This window comes from Paracoccus sp. BR5-17, from assembly GCF_055693925.1.
Genome location: NZ_JBVFUV010000002.1, coordinates 14,103 through 28,324, shown reverse-complemented (window position 1 = coordinate 28,324; position 14,222 = coordinate 14,103). Strand labels below are relative to the sequence as shown.

The window sequence follows — 14,222 nt, the reverse complement described above, 5'->3', positions numbered from 1 at the left end:
CCATGCCGGATGGCAGCATCGCGCCGTCGCGCCGCAGCGTCGTCGTGACCGAGTTCACCAACAGCGTCCTCGACCCCGCCGCGCCCATGCTTGGCCCGGTCGAGAACGGCGGCACCATCATCGCCAACACCGCGCCGGGCTGCTGGGGGCCGATGATCACCCCCGCCTGCGCGGCGGCCACGAGGTCACCACCCCCGTCCGGGTCGAGGGCGCCGAGGTGGGCGACGCCGTGGCCATCCGCATCCGCGACATCACCGTGACCTCGACCGCCACCGCCTCGGGGCACGACAGCTCGCCCGAGGGGTTCTGCCTGGGCGATCCCTATGTCGCCGCGCGCTGCCCGGTCTGCGACACCGTCTGGCCCGAAACCCATGTGGACGGCATCGGCCAGGACGCGGTGAGATGCGACCGCTGCGGCAACCCGGTCACGCCCTTCCGCATCGTCCACGGCTATACCGTCACCTTCGACGACACCCGCAGCGTGGGCCTGACCCTTCCCGCCCCCGCGGCCGAGACGATCGCGCGCAACGCCGACCACTACGCGGCCCTGCCCGACGGCAGCCGCCAGCATTCGGTCCTGACCTATGCGCCCTCGGACATGCCGGGCACCCTGGTGCGGATGCGGCCCTTCCTGGGGCAGTTGGGAACCTGCCCGTCCATGCCGATGCCCGACAGCCACAACGCGGGCGATTTCGGCGCCTTCCTGGTCGGCGCGCCCCATGACTATGCGATCAGCGCCGAGGATCTGGCCCGCCACAAGACCGACGGGCACATGGACATCGACGCGGTGCGCGCCGGGGCGATCATCGTCTGCCCGGTCAAGGTGCCCGGCGCGGGCGTCTATATGGGCGATATGCACGCGGGCCAGGGCGACGGAGAGATCGCCGGGCACACGATGGACGTGGCGGGCAGCGTGACCCTGCAGGTCGAGGTGGTGAAGGACTATCCCATCGACGGCCCGGTGCTGTTCCCGCTCGAGGAGGATCTGCCGCCCCTGGCGCGCCCCTTCACCGCGGCCGAGATTGCCAAGGGCCGGCGCCTGGCCGCGAAATGGGGCGTGACCGAGATCGAGCCGCTGGCCCCGATCAGCGTCATCGGCACCGCCGCGAACCTGAACGCCGCCATCGAGAACGGGCTTGAACGCGCCGCGGCCCTGCTGGGCATGACCGTCCCCGAAGTGCGCAACCGGGCCACCATCAACGGCGCCATCGAGATCGGCCGCGCCCCGGGCGTGATCCAGGTGACCTTCCTGGCGCCGCTGGCGCGGCTGGACGCCGTGGGGCTGGGCCATCACGCGCGCGAACAATACGGGCTCTGAGGGCGCGTCATGAAGGCCCGCCGGGATCGGGCGGCGCAACGCCCGCGGCGGGCGATCCCGCATCCGTTCCCGGCCCGGCGGGGGCCAAGGCTTACCCCATCGTCTTGCCGCCCGCCGGGAACGGAACCCGCGGACGGCGTGTTCCCCTGGACGTTCATGCGTTCGGGAGAACGACCATGACCAGAGCCCCAAGTCTTCGGGCGGACCGCCACCATGCCCCCTGGCCCCGAGGGTCCGGTAGGCGGGGCGGCGGGGTGAGGTCGTTGCAAGGCGCTGCTGCCAAGGCTTCAACAGGGAACCAGGATCATGTCCAGCACTGAAGACGGCGACAAGAAGACCGAGGGCGGGCGGCTCGACCGATCGGCGGGCACGGCCGGAGAGGCATCGGACACCGACTACGTCCGCGCCACCCAGCCGGTCCGCAACCGCCTGGCCTGGCAGGTGCTGATCTGGCCCGCCGCCATGATCCTGCTGGTGATCCTGGGCGCGGTCTGGGCGCTGTCGTGACGGGCGGGGCGGGCAAGCCGGGGCCGCGCAGGCTGGGACGCGCGGGCATCGCCGCGGTCGCCATCCTGGTGGTCATGGTGCTGGTGATCTTCTTCGGGCGCACCCTCTGGCACGCGACCGAGGTCGAGGAGGCGCCCCCGGCCATCGACCAGACGCAGCGGCCCTGACGCCAGGCTTCTTCAACCGGAACCGAAATCGCTTCGGCGGGCTTCTGCCAGCATAAGCAGCCGGTTGGGGGACACGGACGATGACCGCAGAGAGCAGATCGGAGATGCCTCCGGTCCGGCCGGACGGATTGCAGCTGACCGAGACGCGCGACCAGCAGCGGCGCTACTGGCGCGTGCAGCGCGTCGCCTGGTGGGGCTTCGGCGCGGTGATGCTGGCGGCGGTGCTGGGCCTGACCGGCAGCGGCGGCGTCTTCCACAAGCAGACCGTCACCTTCGCCGCGGCCACCGTCGAGATCCCCCGGGTGTCGCGGTGGGAAGCCTCGGACGACCTGACGATCACCTTCCGCGATCCCGCCGGCAGCCATCAGGTGGTCATCGCCCAGCCCTTCTTCGACCGCTTCGCGGTCGAGCAGATCCAGCCGGAACCCGAAAGAAGCGAGCTGCACCCGGGCGCGCAGGCGCTGAGCTTTCCGGCCCGGGACACCCCGCCCCACCGGGTCGGCATCGCCATCCGCGCCCTGCACTTCGGCTGGACCGGCTTCGACATGACCATCGCCGGCGAGACCCGCCGCATCAACACGCTTGTCCTGCCCTAGGAGGGGACCATGGATTCCGTCATCCGCGGCGTCTCGATCTACATCGTCCTGCTGATCGTGACGCGGCTTTCAGGCCGCCGGACGATGGCGCAGATGACGCCCTTCGATGTCGTGCTGCTGCTCATCATCGCCGAGACCACGCAGCAGGCGCTTCTGGGAGACGATTTCTCGATCAGCAACGCGGTGGTGCTGATCCTGACGCTGTTTGCCACCGACGTTCTGCTTGCCTGGCTGAAAGGCCGGTCGCCACGCGTCGCCGGGCTTCTGGATGGCAATCCCACCGTCCTGATGAGCCGCGGCCGGATCGACCACGAGGCGATGGAACGCGCCCGCGTCAGCATCGATGACGTGCTGGTGTCCGCGCGCACCCAGCACGGGCTGAAGACCCTGGCCGAGATCGACGCCGCGGTGCTGGAGGTCAGCGGCAACATCAGCATCATCCCGCGGGAAAAATAGGCCGCGACCGCGGCCTATTCCTTCAGCTTGCGCTCGACCTTGCTGCGGCTGTTGCCTTCGGACTTGACCGCCTGCCGGACCTCCTGGCGGGACACGTCCATCTTCTCGGCCTCGTAGCGGACCTCGTGTTCCTGCCCGCCCGCCACCTTGCGGCGGTCCTGCGCGCGGCCGCGATCCTTGCCTTCGCCCTGACCCTTGCCTTCGCTTGCCATCGGCTTCTCCCTGCGGTTTTTCGCGACCGATCAACGCCCTTGCCCCGGTTCCGTTTCCACGCGGGGCGGCGGATTAACCTTTGTTGAGGCCCGCACAAGGGAACGGATGCCGCGCATGCCGGTTGCTTGGGTTCAACACCCGGCCATGCGCCGTCAATCGGAAAGGACCAGGATCATGACAAATGCTGCCCAGGACGTCTTCCTCGACGGGTTGCGCAATGCGCACGCGATGGAAAACCAGGCGCTGTCGATCATGCAGCCGCAGCTCAACCGGCTGGAGCATTATCCCCAGGTTTCCGCGATGCTTGACCGCCATATCCGCGAGACCGAAGGCCAGATCCGGCGTCTCGAGCAGATCCTCGAAAGCCTGAACGAATCCGCCTCGGGGCTGAAGGACACGATGCTGTCGCTCAGCGGCTCGATGGCCGCGATCACCCACAGCATGGCCACGGACGAGATCCTCAAGAACTCGCTGGCCAACTTCGCCTTCGAGAACTTCGAGATCGCCTCCTATACCGCGCTCATCACCGCTGCCGAACAGGCCGATGCCGCCCAGGCCATTCCGCTGCTGAAGCAGAACCTGGACGAGGAAGTGGCGATGGCCGCGCAGATCCAGGAAGGCCTGCCCGAGGTGGTGCGCCAATACATCGCCCTGTCGGCCAGCGATCAGCGCGCCGACGTGTAAGCGGCGGGGGACGGGACCGCTGTCATGACATCGGCCATCCTGGATTGTGCGATCGTCGGCGGCGGTCCCGCGGGGCTGACGGCGGCGATCTATCTGGCTCGCTTCCGCCGGCGGGTCGTGCTGATCGACGGGGGCGACAGCCGCGCCTCGCTGATCCCCCGGTCGCACAACCATCCCGGCTATCCCGACGGCATCCACGGCGACGACCTGCTGGAGCGGATGCGCCGGCAGTTGCTGAACTATGACGTGGCGGTGGTGCGGGAAGCCGCGACGCAGGCCGTAATCGGGTCCGACGGCCTGATCCGTGTGGTGGCGGGACGCGACATCGCCGCATCGCATCTGATCCTGGCCACCGGCATAAGGGACCGGCTGCCGCCGATCGCCGGCGCCCGCGACCATGTTCACGAAGGGCTGATCCGGCAATGCCCGGTCTGCGACGCCTACGAGGTGACCGGCCAGCCCGTCGCGGTGATCGGCACCGCCGAATGCGCGGCGGGCGAGGCGCTGTTTCTCAGCCACTACACCCCCGACATCACGCTGCTGACGCTGGGCGAGGATCTGTCGTTGTCCGACAGGATCATGCAGAAGCTGGCCGATGCGGGGGTGAAGATCGTCCGCGACCCGGTCCTGGACTGGGACTTCGGCAGGGCCAGCGTCGCCGCGCGCTTTGCCGGCGGCCATGAGGTTCGCTTCGCGGCGCTCTATTCCGGCCTGGGCAACGACCCGCGCAACGATCTGGCCGCGGGGCTGGGGCTGGATCTGGCCGATGACGGGCGCATCCTGACGAACCCCCACCAGCAGACCTCGGTGGCCAATGTCTTCGCGGCGGGCGACGTGGTGACGGGGTTGAACCAGATCGCCGTCGCCATGGCCCAGGGCGAGATCGCCGCCACCCGGATCCACAGCCTGTTGCGGGTGGCCGAGAACCGCTGCGTGCCCGACACCCTGTAAGGCGGAACAAAGCCCCCTTGTCGCCGTTGGGCTGGGCTGGCAAGGAGCATCTGTCATGGCGCCGCGGACCTATTGGAAAGGCTATCTGAAACTGTCCCTGGTGACCTGCCCGGTGACGCTGATGCCCGCCGTCACCGAAAGCGACAAGGTCCGCTTCCACACGCTGAACGCCAGCACCGGCAACCGGGTCGTCAGCCAGTACGTCGATTCCGTCACCGGAAAGCCCGTGGCCGACGACGACGAGGTGAAGGGCTATCAGCGCGGCGAGGATGACTATGTCATGCTCGAGGACGCCGAGATCGAGGCCGTGGCCCTGGAAAGCACCCGCACCATCGACATCGACATGTTCGTTCCCGACCATTCGATCGGCTGGGTCTGGTACGACCGTCCGCATTTCCTGATGCCGGGCGACGAGGTCGGGCAGGAAGCCTTTGCCGTCATCCGCGACGCCATGGCCGCCAGCGGCACCGTGGGCATTTCCCGGCTGGTGATGTATCGGCGGGAACGCGCGGTCATGCTGAAGCCGCGCGGCAAGGGCATGGTGCTGTGGACCCTGCGCTATGGCGACGAGGTGCGCGACGAAAGCGAGTATTTCGACGACATCTCGCACGTCCGGCCCCAGCCGAAGCTGATGACCCTGATCCGCAAGCTGATCGACGAGGAGACGACCCAGTGGGATCCCGCGATGGTCAACGATCCGGTGCAGGAACGGCTGCTGGACATCATCGCCGCCAAGAAGAAGGGCAAGAAGCGTCCCGCGAAGCCCAAGCCCCCTGCCCACGACGCCGGGGACAACGTCATCGACATCATGACCGCGCTGAAGAAAAGCCTGCAGGCCGAAGGCAAGCGCGGCAGCCGGTAAGGGGTCTGCGCGATCGCGGGGCGCGGGCGATCAGCCCTTGCCGCGCCCGCCCTTGCCGCGCCCGGGCCTGACGTCCAGCGGGTGGGCGGCTGCGCGGAAATCCTCCCAGGGATCGCGGGCCTGGGCCTCCAGCCTTGCGGGCGTGTTCGTCACCGTGAAGACGGCGGGGCCGATCCGGTCCAGTTCCTCCCAGGCGACCGGCATCGACACGGCAGCGCCGGGCCGGGCGCGGGTGGAATAGGCCGCGACCGCCGTCATGCCGCGTTGATTGCGCAGATAGTCGATCAGGATCCGCCCCTTGCGCTTGGACTTGGTGATCGTGGACACGTAGTCCTGCGGGGAATCCGCGGCCATCGCCTCGGCCAGGCTCTTGGTGAAGGCCTTGGCGGCAGGCCAGTCGGCCTTGGGCGTCAGCGGCGCCACGACGTGCAGGCCCTTGCCGCCCGAGGTCTTGACGAACGCCGCCAGCCCCGCACCCTCGAGCCGCTGCCGGACCTCTTGCGCGGCGGCCACCACCGCACCCCAGTCCACGCCCTCGCCGGGGTCCAGATCCAGGGTGATGGTGTCGGGATGGTCCCAGTCCGCCACGGTGGAACCCCAGGGGTGGATTTCCAGCGTCGCCGCCTGCACCAGGGCCATCAGCCCGTCCAGGTCGTTGACCGCGACCATGGCTTCCTCGTCCCGGGTGACGGGATCCCGGACCTGGGCGATGTGCCTGCTGATGCCGCGCCAAGCGTGCTTCTGGAAGAACCTCTGCCCGGTGATGCCGTCCGGACAGCGCAGCAGCGCCAGCGGCCGGCCGACGATGAAGGGGGCGATGCGCGGCCAGACCTGGGCATAGTAGTCGGCCAGCCCCTCCTTGGTGATGCCGTCGTCGGGCCAGTAGAGGCGGTCGGGGTGGGTCAGGGGCACGCGGCGTTTCTGCGGCGGTGGCGCCGCCTTGGCCCCCGCCCTGGTCGGGCCGCTTTCGCGCACCACGTCGGTCGCCGGCTTGTCCTTGCGCAGCCCCCGGAACGAGGCATGGCGCAGAACCCCGTCGGCGGTCCAGGCGCGGAACTCGACCTCGGCCACCAGTTCGGGGCGCACGAAGCGGACCCCGCGCGCCTCGTCGGCGGTCAGCCTGCGGGCGAAGGGGCTTTTGTCGATGCGCATCGCCTCCAGGCGGTTTTTCAGATCCTCGGCCACGCTGGCCGAAAACCCGGTCCCGACGCGGCCGACGTAATCCAGCTTGCCGTCCTCGAAGACGCCCAGCACCAGCGACCCCACCAGTTTCTCGGACGTGGTCGAGGGCAGATAGCCCGCCACCACGAATTCCTGCCGGGCCGAACATTTGGACTTGATCCAGGTCTTGCCCCGGCCGGACCGATAGGGAGCCTGGGCTTCCTTCGAGACGATCCCTTCAAGGCTCAGCCGGCAGGCGTGGCGCAGCACCATCGCGCCGGTTTCCCCGAAATGCGCGCTGAAGCGGATCCGGGCGGGTTCGGGGCCGACCAGATCCTCCAGCATCGCCTTGCGTTCGATCAGCGGCGCCTCGCGCAGATCCTGGCCGTTCAGATACATCAGGTCGAAGACGTAGAAAACATACCGGTCCGTGCGCCCGGCGCTGAGATCGGCTTGCAGGGCCGAGAAGTCAGAAGCCCCCGCCCCGGATCTCGACCACCAGTTCGCCGTCGATGATCGCCTGGTCCGCCGGCAGGGCGCGCAGCGCGGCGGGGATGTCGGGGCCGAAGCGGTCGGTCCAGTCCAGCCCGCTGCGGGTCAGCAGCCGCACCTGCCCGCCCTCCAGCCGCGCCTGCAGGCGGTAGCCGTCGAACTTGACCTCGTGCAGCCATTGCGGACCCGTGGGCGGCGAGGGCTTCAGCGTGGCAAGCGCCGGTTCGATGAAATCGGGCATGGCGGCCGGGCCTGCGTTGCCGCCAGCCGCCTTGGGCCTGGCGCGCGGCTTGCGGGGCGCGGCGGGTTCGGGCTTGGCGGGCCTTGGGGCGTCCGCGCCCTCGCCGGCCACCTCCTCGACGGTGCGGCCGGTCTGTACGGATTCGGGGCGTTCGGCCAGGATGTCGGGGGCCTCCGCCGGCCGGGCCGCGGCATCCTCGGCCTTGATGAGCAGCCAGTTCTCGCGCGTCTCGCCCCGCCTGGGGCGCATCCGCACCAGATGCCAGCGGCCCGACAGCTTTTCCCCCTTCAGCTCGAACTCCAGCTTGCCCTGGGCATAGTCGCCATCGACCGGCGACCATTCGCCCCGGTCCCAGACGATCACCGCGCCCGCGCCGTAGTTGCCCTTGGGGATGGTGCCTTCGAACCCGGCGTAATCCAGCGGGTGATCCTCGACATGGACGGCCAGGCGTTTCTCGCCGGCGACAAGGCTGGGTCCCCGGGTCACCGCCCAGCTTTTCAGCACCCCGTCCATCTCGAGGCGCAGGTCGTAATGCAGCCGGGTCGCGGCGTGCTTCTGGATCACGAAGGACCGCCCGGCCTTGCCCGCCTTGCGGCCGCGCGGCTCGGCGGTCTGCGTGAAGTCGCGCTTGCGGTTATAGGTCCGAAGCCCCGCATCCGATGTGCCCGCCATGACCTAGCCGGCCTTCTTGCTGCCAGGCGACCGGGACGGCGCCTTCCTGCCGCCGCCGCGCGGCTTGCCGCTGCTGCCCGCGCCGCGCCGGTCGGCCTTGCGCCCGCCCATGCCCGCGCTTTCGCGCAGCGCCGCCAGCAGATCGGCGGGGGCCACGAGCTTGGGTTCGGGGCGGGGCTGGATCTTGCGGCCCTCGATCTTGGCCTTGACCAGTTCGGCCAGGGCGGCCTCGTAGCGGTCGTCGAAATCGCGCGGGTCGAAGGTGCCCCGCTTGGTCCTGATGATGTGCTGGGCCAGATCCAGCATCTCGCCCTGGATCGCCAGATCGGGAATGTCGGCGAAAGCCTCGTCGGCGTCGCGCACCTCGTAGTCGTAGTTCAGGGTGGTGGCGATCAGGCCGTTGTCGTGGGCGCGGATCAGCACGGTGCGGACGCGGCGGAACAGGACCGTCTGCGCCAGGGCCGCGACCTTCTTGCCGCGCATCCCCTCGCGGATCAGGACGAAGGCTTCCTCGGCCGCGGCATCGGTGGGCAGCAGGTAATAGGGCTTGTCGAAATAGAGGTCGTCCACGTCGTTGCAGCCGATGAAGGCCGTGACGGACAGGGTCTTGTCGCTGTCGGGCACGGCCGACGCGACCTCGTCGGGATCCAGCACGACGTATTCGCCGGCGCCGATCTCGTATCCCTTGACCTGGTCCTCGCGCTCGACCGGCTCGCCGGTGTCGCTGTCCACGAAGACGCGGCGCAACCGGTTGCCGGTCTTGCGGTTCAGCGTGTGGAAGGCGATCCGCTCGGAGGTCGAGGCGGCGGTATAGAGCCCGACCGGGCAACTGACCTCTCCGATCCTGAGAAAGCCCTTCCAGTTCGCCCTGGCTGCCATGATCCGGCTCCTGCGGTGATGCTGTCGGGAACGGCGGGCCGGGGCGTCCGGTTCCCGCCGGCCCGCCGTTCGGGCCGGCCTGCCGCGCCCCCGCGGGGCGGACGCAAAAGCGGCATCGACGCCCGCATCGTTTCGGGGCAGAGTTCGCCAAAAGAGGAAGCGATCATGACGACGCAGATCCAAGCCATCCGCCTTTCCCGGTTCGGCGGGCCCGAGGTTCTTTCGCTGCAGCCCGTGGACCTGCCGCCCCCCGGCCCCGGAGAGATCCAGCTGCGCCACAGCGCCATCGGTCTGAACTTCATCGACATCTACCACCGCAAGGGCGTCTTTGCCGCGCCCCTTCCCCTGCCCAGCGGCCTGGGGCTGGAAGGCGTGGGCGAGGTGGTGGCCGTCGGCGAGGGGGTGGCGGGCTTTGCGCCCGGCGACCGCGTGGCCTATGTCGGCGGCCCGCCGGGCGGCTATGCGACCGCGCGCAACCTTCCCGCCGCGCGGGCCGTCATGGCGCCCGAGGACATCGACGACACCACCTTGGCGGCGATGATCTTCAAGGGTCTGACCGCCGAGTACCTGATTCACCGCTGCGTGCCGGTGCAGGCGGGCGATGCGGTGCTGTTTCACGCCGCGGCGGGGGGCGTGGGCTCGATCGCCTGCCAGTGGCTGAAGGCCATCGGCGCCGAGGTGATCGGCACGGTGGGTTCCGACGCCAAGGCCGAGACCGCGCGGCGCAACGGCTGCGACCACGTGATCGTCGCCCCTGCGGCCGAGCTTGCCGACCGCGTCCGCCAGATCACCGGCGGCAAGGGTGTCCGCGCAGCCTTCGATTCCGTGGGCGCCGATACCTTCGCCGCCTCGCTGGACAGCCTGGCGCCGCGCGGCATCCTGGTCAGCTTCGGCGAAAGCTCGGGTCCGGTGCCGCCGCTGGCGGTGGGGTCGCTGGGGGCCAAGGGCTCGCTGTTCGTGACCCGCCCCTCGATCGCCCACTATACCGCAGACCCGGCCGAATACCGGGCCGCGGCCCAGCGGCTGTTCGCGGCCATCGCGGACGGCACGCTGGCCGCGCCGCAGGTGGCGACCTATCCGCTGGCCCAGGCCGCGCAGGCCCATGACGCCCTGGAAAGCCGCCGCACCCAGGGGTCGGTCGTGCTGCTGCCCTGAGGCAGGGTTGCGGACACCGGCATGGAGCAGCGGGACACGGCGGTGGTGATCGGCGCCCAAGGCGGCATCGGCGCGGCGCTAGGCGCCGAACTGCGCCGGCGGGGGCTTTTCCAGCGTCATCGGGCTGACGCGGGCCGACCTGGACCTGACCGATCCGGCCAGCGTCGCGCGTGCGGCGAATCACGTGGCAAGGCGGGGCACGCCTGCGCTGATCCTGGTCGCGACGGGGCTTCTGCACGGCCCGGGGCTGCAGCCGGAAAAGACCATCCGGGCCCTGGACCGCGACGCCATGGCGGTGGCTTTCGCCGTCAACGCGATCGGGCCGGCCCTGGTGCTGCGCCATTTCCTGCCGCTGATGCCCAGGGACCGCAGGGCGGTCTTTGCCGTGCTGTCGGCCAGGGTGGGCAGCATCGCCGACAACCGGCTGGGCGGCTGGTATTCCTATCGCGCCTCGAAGGCGGCGCTGAACCAGATCATCCGCACCGCCGCGGTGGAACTGCGCCGCAGCCATCCCCGCGCGATCTGCGCTGCCTTCCATCCGGGGACCGTTGCCACCCGGCTATCGGACGGCTTTGCCAAGACCGGCCTGCAGGTCCAGCACCCGCACGAGGCCGCGACCGCCCTTCTGGACAGCATCGAGCGTCTGGATCCCGCGGACAGCGGGGCCTTCCTGGACCGCTTCGGCAGGCCGATCCCCTGGTAGGGGACCAGCCGCAGCCGGCGCGCATCAGCCGGGCGCGCTGTCGGTATCGACATGGACCACCACCGACATGCCGGGCCGCAGATCCTCGGTCCGGGGCTGGGTGCGGTCTATGGCGATGCGCACGGGCAGGCGCTGCGCGATCTTGGTGAAGTTCCCGGTGGCGTTGGTGGGCGCCAGCAGGCTGTATTCCGACGCCGTCGCAGGCGAGAAGGATTCCACCCGCCCGGTGAAGTCCACGTCGGGGATGGCATCGACGGTGAAATGCACGATCTCGCCCTCGCGCAGGCCGGTCAGGCTGGTTTCCTTGAAGTTCGCGATCACCCAAGTGTCCGTGCCCACATGCGAGACGAGCGCGCTTCCCGGCGTCACGTACTGGCCGACCCGGACCCCGATCTGCCCCAGCTGCCCCTTGGCCGGCGCCCGGATCACGGTGTTGTCCAGCTCGATCCGGGCCAGTTCGACCGCAGCCTGGGCGGCGGAAATGTCGGCCTGGCGCGACTGCAGGGCCACGCGCGCCGACTTCACCGATTCCCGCTGCACATCGACCTGGGCCTCGGCCTGGGTGACCGCCGCCTCGGCCTGTTGCAGCGACAGTTCGGACTGTTCGGCCGCCGACTGCGAGGCCACGCCGCGCGTGCGCAGTTCTTCCGCCCGGTTCCAGTTGGTCCGGGCCGTCGTCAGAGCCGATCGCGCGGCCTCGACGCCCGCCTCGTCGGCCCGCAGCACCGCCTCGGCCGAGGCGACGTCCTGGGTGGCGACCTCCATCGCGGCGCGGGCCGCGGCCAGTTGCGCCTCGGCCTGGGCCAGCTTCTGGCGCGCGATGCGGTCGTCGATGCGGGCGATCACGTCGCCGGCCTCGACCTCCTGGAAGTCGGTGGCTTCCACCGCCGCCACGTAGCCCGCGACCTGGGGCGCGATCGAGGTGACCTTGCCGCGCACATAGGCGTTCTCGGTCGTGGGTTCGGCCGGCTGGAAGGGCGGCAGGTGCCAGGCGTACAGCAGCAGCAGCACGCCCGCGATCCCGATCACCACGGCGATTGCGGTCGGCAGCAGGTTCTCTTTCTTCATGCGTTCACATCCGGTTCTGCCTGAGGCGCGAAGCGCTGCGCCAGCCGGTCGCGCAGCATGTGCAGGACCAGGGCAACGGCAGCGGCAAGGGCGATCAGGGCGGTCAGAAAATAGGCGTCGTTATAGGCCATGACGCTGGCCTGGGCGGTGGCTTCCTGCGCGATCTGCGCGGCGGCCTGGGCGGTGCGGGAGGCGGCGTCGGGAAGCTGCGTGGCAAGCGCCGAGGCGCGCTCCGCAAGGGCCTGCGCCGTCGGCCCGTCGCCGGCCGCGAACTGTTCGACAAGGGCCGCGTAATGGGCCGCCTGGCGGTAGTTGATGAAGGTCGTGAACAGCCCCGACCCCAGCACCCCGCCCAGCGACTGGGTCGAGATGAACACGATCACGAAGGACAGCAGGTATTGCGGCCCCCGCGCAAGCGCCGACAGCAGGCCCGCCAGCATCGCCGGCGGCAGGAACAGCATCCCCGCGAAGGCGATCAGCGACTGGCTTACGATCATCTGCTCGGGGCGGGTGGCGACTGTGGACTGCGCGTCCATCAGCGCGCCCGTGGCGATCAGCAGCAGCGCGATCAGGTGCAGGACAGGCACGCGGTCGGCCCGCATCCAGGCGATGCAGGCCAGCCCCCCCAGCAGGCTTGCGCCGACGATGATCGCGAACAGCCCCGTCATCTGCGAGGGCGCAAGTCCCAGCGTCTGGAACATCCGCGGGGCGCCCGCGCTCTGTTCCGACAGGACCAGCCGGAACAGGAACAGCGTCGCGGTCAGATGCAGCATCGCCGGGCTGGCCAGCCAGCGGATGTCCAGGATCGGCGCCTGGCGGTTCAGCTCCACCACCACCGCAAGCGCCAGCGACGCGACCGAGGCCGCCAGCAGGATCCCGATCCAAGGCATGTCGGTCCAGTAGTGGATCGGCCCCATCACGAAGCCGATGGTCAGCCCCCCGAAGCCGAAGCCGATCAGCAGGAAGCTGAGGAAGTCCAGCGACTGGATGACCTTCATGCGCGGCACCGGGCGCAGCGGCAGCCGAAAGACCAGCATCAGCGACACCATCGCCATGCCAAGCGCGGTCAGGTGGATGCCCGTCAGCCCGCCGTCGCCGATCAGCGCGGGCGAGACGACGCGCGCCAAGGTCGGCCCCGACATCATCACCGCCATCGCCAGCGGCAGGCCAAGGCGCATCTTCCACTGCTGGGACAGCGGCTCCAGCATGTACATGAAGCCCAGCGTGGACATCGGCGCCGCCGCCGCCCCCGACAGCGCCTGAAGCACCACCGCGGATCTGAAGTCGGTGATCCAGACCGAGGCGATCGCCACCACCACATAGGCGATGATGCCGATTTCGGCAAAGCGGCGCAGCCCGAACTGCGTGCGGACCTTGATCAGCAGCAGCGGCAGCGAGGCGCGGGGGATCATGTAGGCCGCCATCAGCCAGCTGGCCTGGGTGGTGGTGATGCCCAGATCGCCGGCGACCTGCGGGATGTTGGCCGACACGAAGCCCTGCCCCAGGCCCTGGGACAGCGCCAGCATCACGGCCGCGCCCATATAGGCCAGGGCCTGGGGCAGCGGCAGCGGCGGGTGGACCACCGGCGCGGGCGCGGCCGGGGTCGAGGCGGGGGATGCTTCGGTCATTGGCGCTCCAGCCTGGCGATGTTTGCGGCGATGCGATCCAGCACGCTTTGCGCAACTTCCAGATCCCCCGGCGGGATCCCGGCGATCAGGTCGGCGCGCATCTGGCGGGTGAACTCGACGATCTCGTTGTCGCGACCGCGGGGGGTCAGGAACAGGGCGTTCTTGCGCCCGTCGCCCGGCGCCGGGCGGCGCTCGACGAAGCCGGCGCGTTCCAGGGCGTCGATCTGGCGCTTCAGCGTCGGCGCCTCGATGTCGAGGGCGGCGGCCAGTTCGGCCTGGGTCGCCCCGTCCATGCGCGACAGGGCGGTCAGCGCCCGGGCACGCGACAGCGTCAGCCCCACCGCCTCGGCGCGGGCGTCATAGCCGCGCCGCAAAAGCCGCATCAGGTGCATCAGGGTGTCGAAGAAGTGGGGCGAATGGGGCATGGGGGGATCCTTGGGTGCTTAGCTAGCTAAGGATCGGGCCGCGC

General features: G+C 69.7%; 18 protein-coding genes. 11 read left to right on the top strand and 7 right to left on the bottom strand.

All coding sequences use genetic code 11. The annotated features are described in order from the left end of the window. Positions 1–2: 2 nt before the first annotated feature. The 6 genes from ACZ1HC_RS00315 (at position 3) to ACZ1HC_RS00290 (ending at position 3,044) form a co-directional block, all read left to right on the top strand. Complete coding sequence (locus ACZ1HC_RS00315; RefSeq protein ID WP_472698237.1) at positions 3–260, top strand: hypothetical protein; 258 nt, start codon at positions 3–5, stop codon at positions 258–260. Beyond that, on the top strand, positions 218–1,318 hold the full coding sequence (locus ACZ1HC_RS00310) for an acetamidase/formamidase family protein (RefSeq protein ID WP_472698236.1): 1,101 nt from the start codon (positions 218–220) through the stop codon (positions 1,316–1,318). The genes ACZ1HC_RS00315 and ACZ1HC_RS00310 overlap by 43 nt, the downstream gene beginning before the upstream one ends. A 306-nt stretch (positions 1,319–1,624) precedes the next feature. After that, on the top strand, positions 1,625–1,825 hold the full coding sequence (locus ACZ1HC_RS00305) for a hypothetical protein (protein ID WP_472698235.1): 201 nt from the start codon (positions 1,625–1,627) through the stop codon (positions 1,823–1,825). Then, positions 1,822–1,992, top strand: a complete 171-nt coding sequence (locus ACZ1HC_RS00300; RefSeq protein ID WP_472698234.1) for a hypothetical protein — start codon at positions 1,822–1,824, stop codon at positions 1,990–1,992. The genes ACZ1HC_RS00305 and ACZ1HC_RS00300 overlap by 4 nt, the downstream gene beginning before the upstream one ends. A gap of 80 nt (positions 1,993–2,072) precedes the next feature. Next, on the top strand, positions 2,073–2,588 hold the full coding sequence (locus tag ACZ1HC_RS00295) for a hypothetical protein (protein WP_472698233.1): 516 nt from the start codon (positions 2,073–2,075) through the stop codon (positions 2,586–2,588). Between the two features lie 9 nt (positions 2,589–2,597). Further along, positions 2,598–3,044: a DUF421 domain-containing protein gene (locus ACZ1HC_RS00290; protein WP_472698232.1), complete on the top strand. Its 447-nt coding sequence runs from the start codon at positions 2,598–2,600 to the stop codon at positions 3,042–3,044. 14 nt (positions 3,045–3,058) lie between these two features. Here the strand turns inward: ACZ1HC_RS00290 and ACZ1HC_RS00285 are convergent, their stop codons facing one another. After that, positions 3,059–3,256: a DUF3606 domain-containing protein gene (locus ACZ1HC_RS00285; RefSeq protein WP_472698231.1), complete on the bottom strand. Its 198-nt coding sequence runs from the start codon at positions 3,254–3,256 to the stop codon at positions 3,059–3,061. Positions 3,257–3,431: 175 nt separating this feature from the next. Here ACZ1HC_RS00285 and ACZ1HC_RS00280 point away from each other — a divergent pair, with 175 nt between their 5' ends. From ACZ1HC_RS00280 to ku (ACZ1HC_RS00270), 3 genes are read left to right on the top strand one after another with little or no spacing between them, the layout of a single operon-like run. Beyond that, complete coding sequence (locus ACZ1HC_RS00280; RefSeq protein WP_472698230.1) at positions 3,432–3,941, top strand: ferritin-like domain-containing protein; 510 nt, start codon at positions 3,432–3,434, stop codon at positions 3,939–3,941. 24 nt (positions 3,942–3,965) lie between these two features. After that, entirely contained in the window at positions 3,966–4,892 is a 927-nt protein-coding gene (locus tag ACZ1HC_RS00275; RefSeq protein WP_472698229.1) for an NAD(P)/FAD-dependent oxidoreductase, read from the top strand. A gap of 55 nt (positions 4,893–4,947) precedes the next feature. After that, positions 4,948–5,754, top strand: a complete 807-nt coding sequence (gene ku, locus ACZ1HC_RS00270; RefSeq protein ID WP_472698228.1) for a non-homologous end joining protein Ku — start codon at positions 4,948–4,950, stop codon at positions 5,752–5,754. A 30-nt stretch (positions 5,755–5,784) separates the two neighbouring features. Here the strand turns inward: ku (ACZ1HC_RS00270) and ligD are convergent, their stop codons facing one another. From ligD to ku (ACZ1HC_RS00255), 3 genes are read right to left on the bottom strand one after another with little or no spacing between them, the layout of a single operon-like run. Further along, positions 5,785–7,374 (bottom strand): DNA ligase D, encoded by a 1,590-nt coding sequence (gene ligD, locus ACZ1HC_RS00265; protein ID WP_472698382.1) that lies wholly within the window; start codon positions 7,372–7,374, stop codon positions 5,785–5,787. Positions 7,375–7,384: 10 nt separating this feature from the next. Continuing rightward, on the bottom strand, positions 7,385–8,320 hold the full coding sequence (locus ACZ1HC_RS00260) for a DNA polymerase ligase N-terminal domain-containing protein (protein WP_472698227.1): 936 nt from the start codon (positions 8,318–8,320) through the stop codon (positions 7,385–7,387). A 3-nt stretch (positions 8,321–8,323) separates the two neighbouring features. After that, the gene (gene ku, locus ACZ1HC_RS00255) at positions 8,324–9,199 is read right to left on the bottom strand and encodes a non-homologous end joining protein Ku (RefSeq protein ID WP_472698226.1); all 876 of its coding nucleotides are present in this window, start codon (positions 9,197–9,199) and stop codon (positions 8,324–8,326) included. Positions 9,200–9,364: 165 nt separating this feature from the next. Here ku (ACZ1HC_RS00255) and ACZ1HC_RS00250 point away from each other — a divergent pair, with 165 nt between their 5' ends. Further along, positions 9,365–10,354 (top strand): quinone oxidoreductase family protein, encoded by a 990-nt coding sequence (locus tag ACZ1HC_RS00250; protein WP_472698225.1) that lies wholly within the window; start codon positions 9,365–9,367, stop codon positions 10,352–10,354. Between the two features lie 184 nt (positions 10,355–10,538). After that, positions 10,539–11,057 (top strand): SDR family oxidoreductase, encoded by a 519-nt coding sequence (locus tag ACZ1HC_RS00245; protein ID WP_472698224.1) that lies wholly within the window; start codon positions 10,539–10,541, stop codon positions 11,055–11,057. A 24-nt stretch (positions 11,058–11,081) separates the two neighbouring features. On the opposite strand, the gene ACZ1HC_RS00240 is transcribed toward ACZ1HC_RS00245, so the two are convergent. Genes ACZ1HC_RS00240 through ACZ1HC_RS00230 form a run of 3 tightly spaced genes read right to left on the bottom strand, consistent with a single transcriptional unit; the run spans position 11,082 to position 14,178 of the window. Next, positions 11,082–12,125, bottom strand: coding sequence for an HlyD family secretion protein (locus ACZ1HC_RS00240; protein WP_472698223.1), 1,044 nt, complete (start codon positions 12,123–12,125; stop codon positions 11,082–11,084). Then, positions 12,122–13,753: an efflux MFS transporter permease gene (locus tag ACZ1HC_RS00235; RefSeq protein WP_472698222.1), complete on the bottom strand. Its 1,632-nt coding sequence runs from the start codon at positions 13,751–13,753 to the stop codon at positions 12,122–12,124. The genes ACZ1HC_RS00240 and ACZ1HC_RS00235 overlap by 4 nt, the downstream gene beginning before the upstream one ends. Then, positions 13,750–14,178: a MarR family winged helix-turn-helix transcriptional regulator gene (locus tag ACZ1HC_RS00230; protein WP_472698221.1), complete on the bottom strand. Its 429-nt coding sequence runs from the start codon at positions 14,176–14,178 to the stop codon at positions 13,750–13,752. The genes ACZ1HC_RS00235 and ACZ1HC_RS00230 overlap by 4 nt, the downstream gene beginning before the upstream one ends. Positions 14,179–14,222 lie beyond the last annotated feature (44 nt).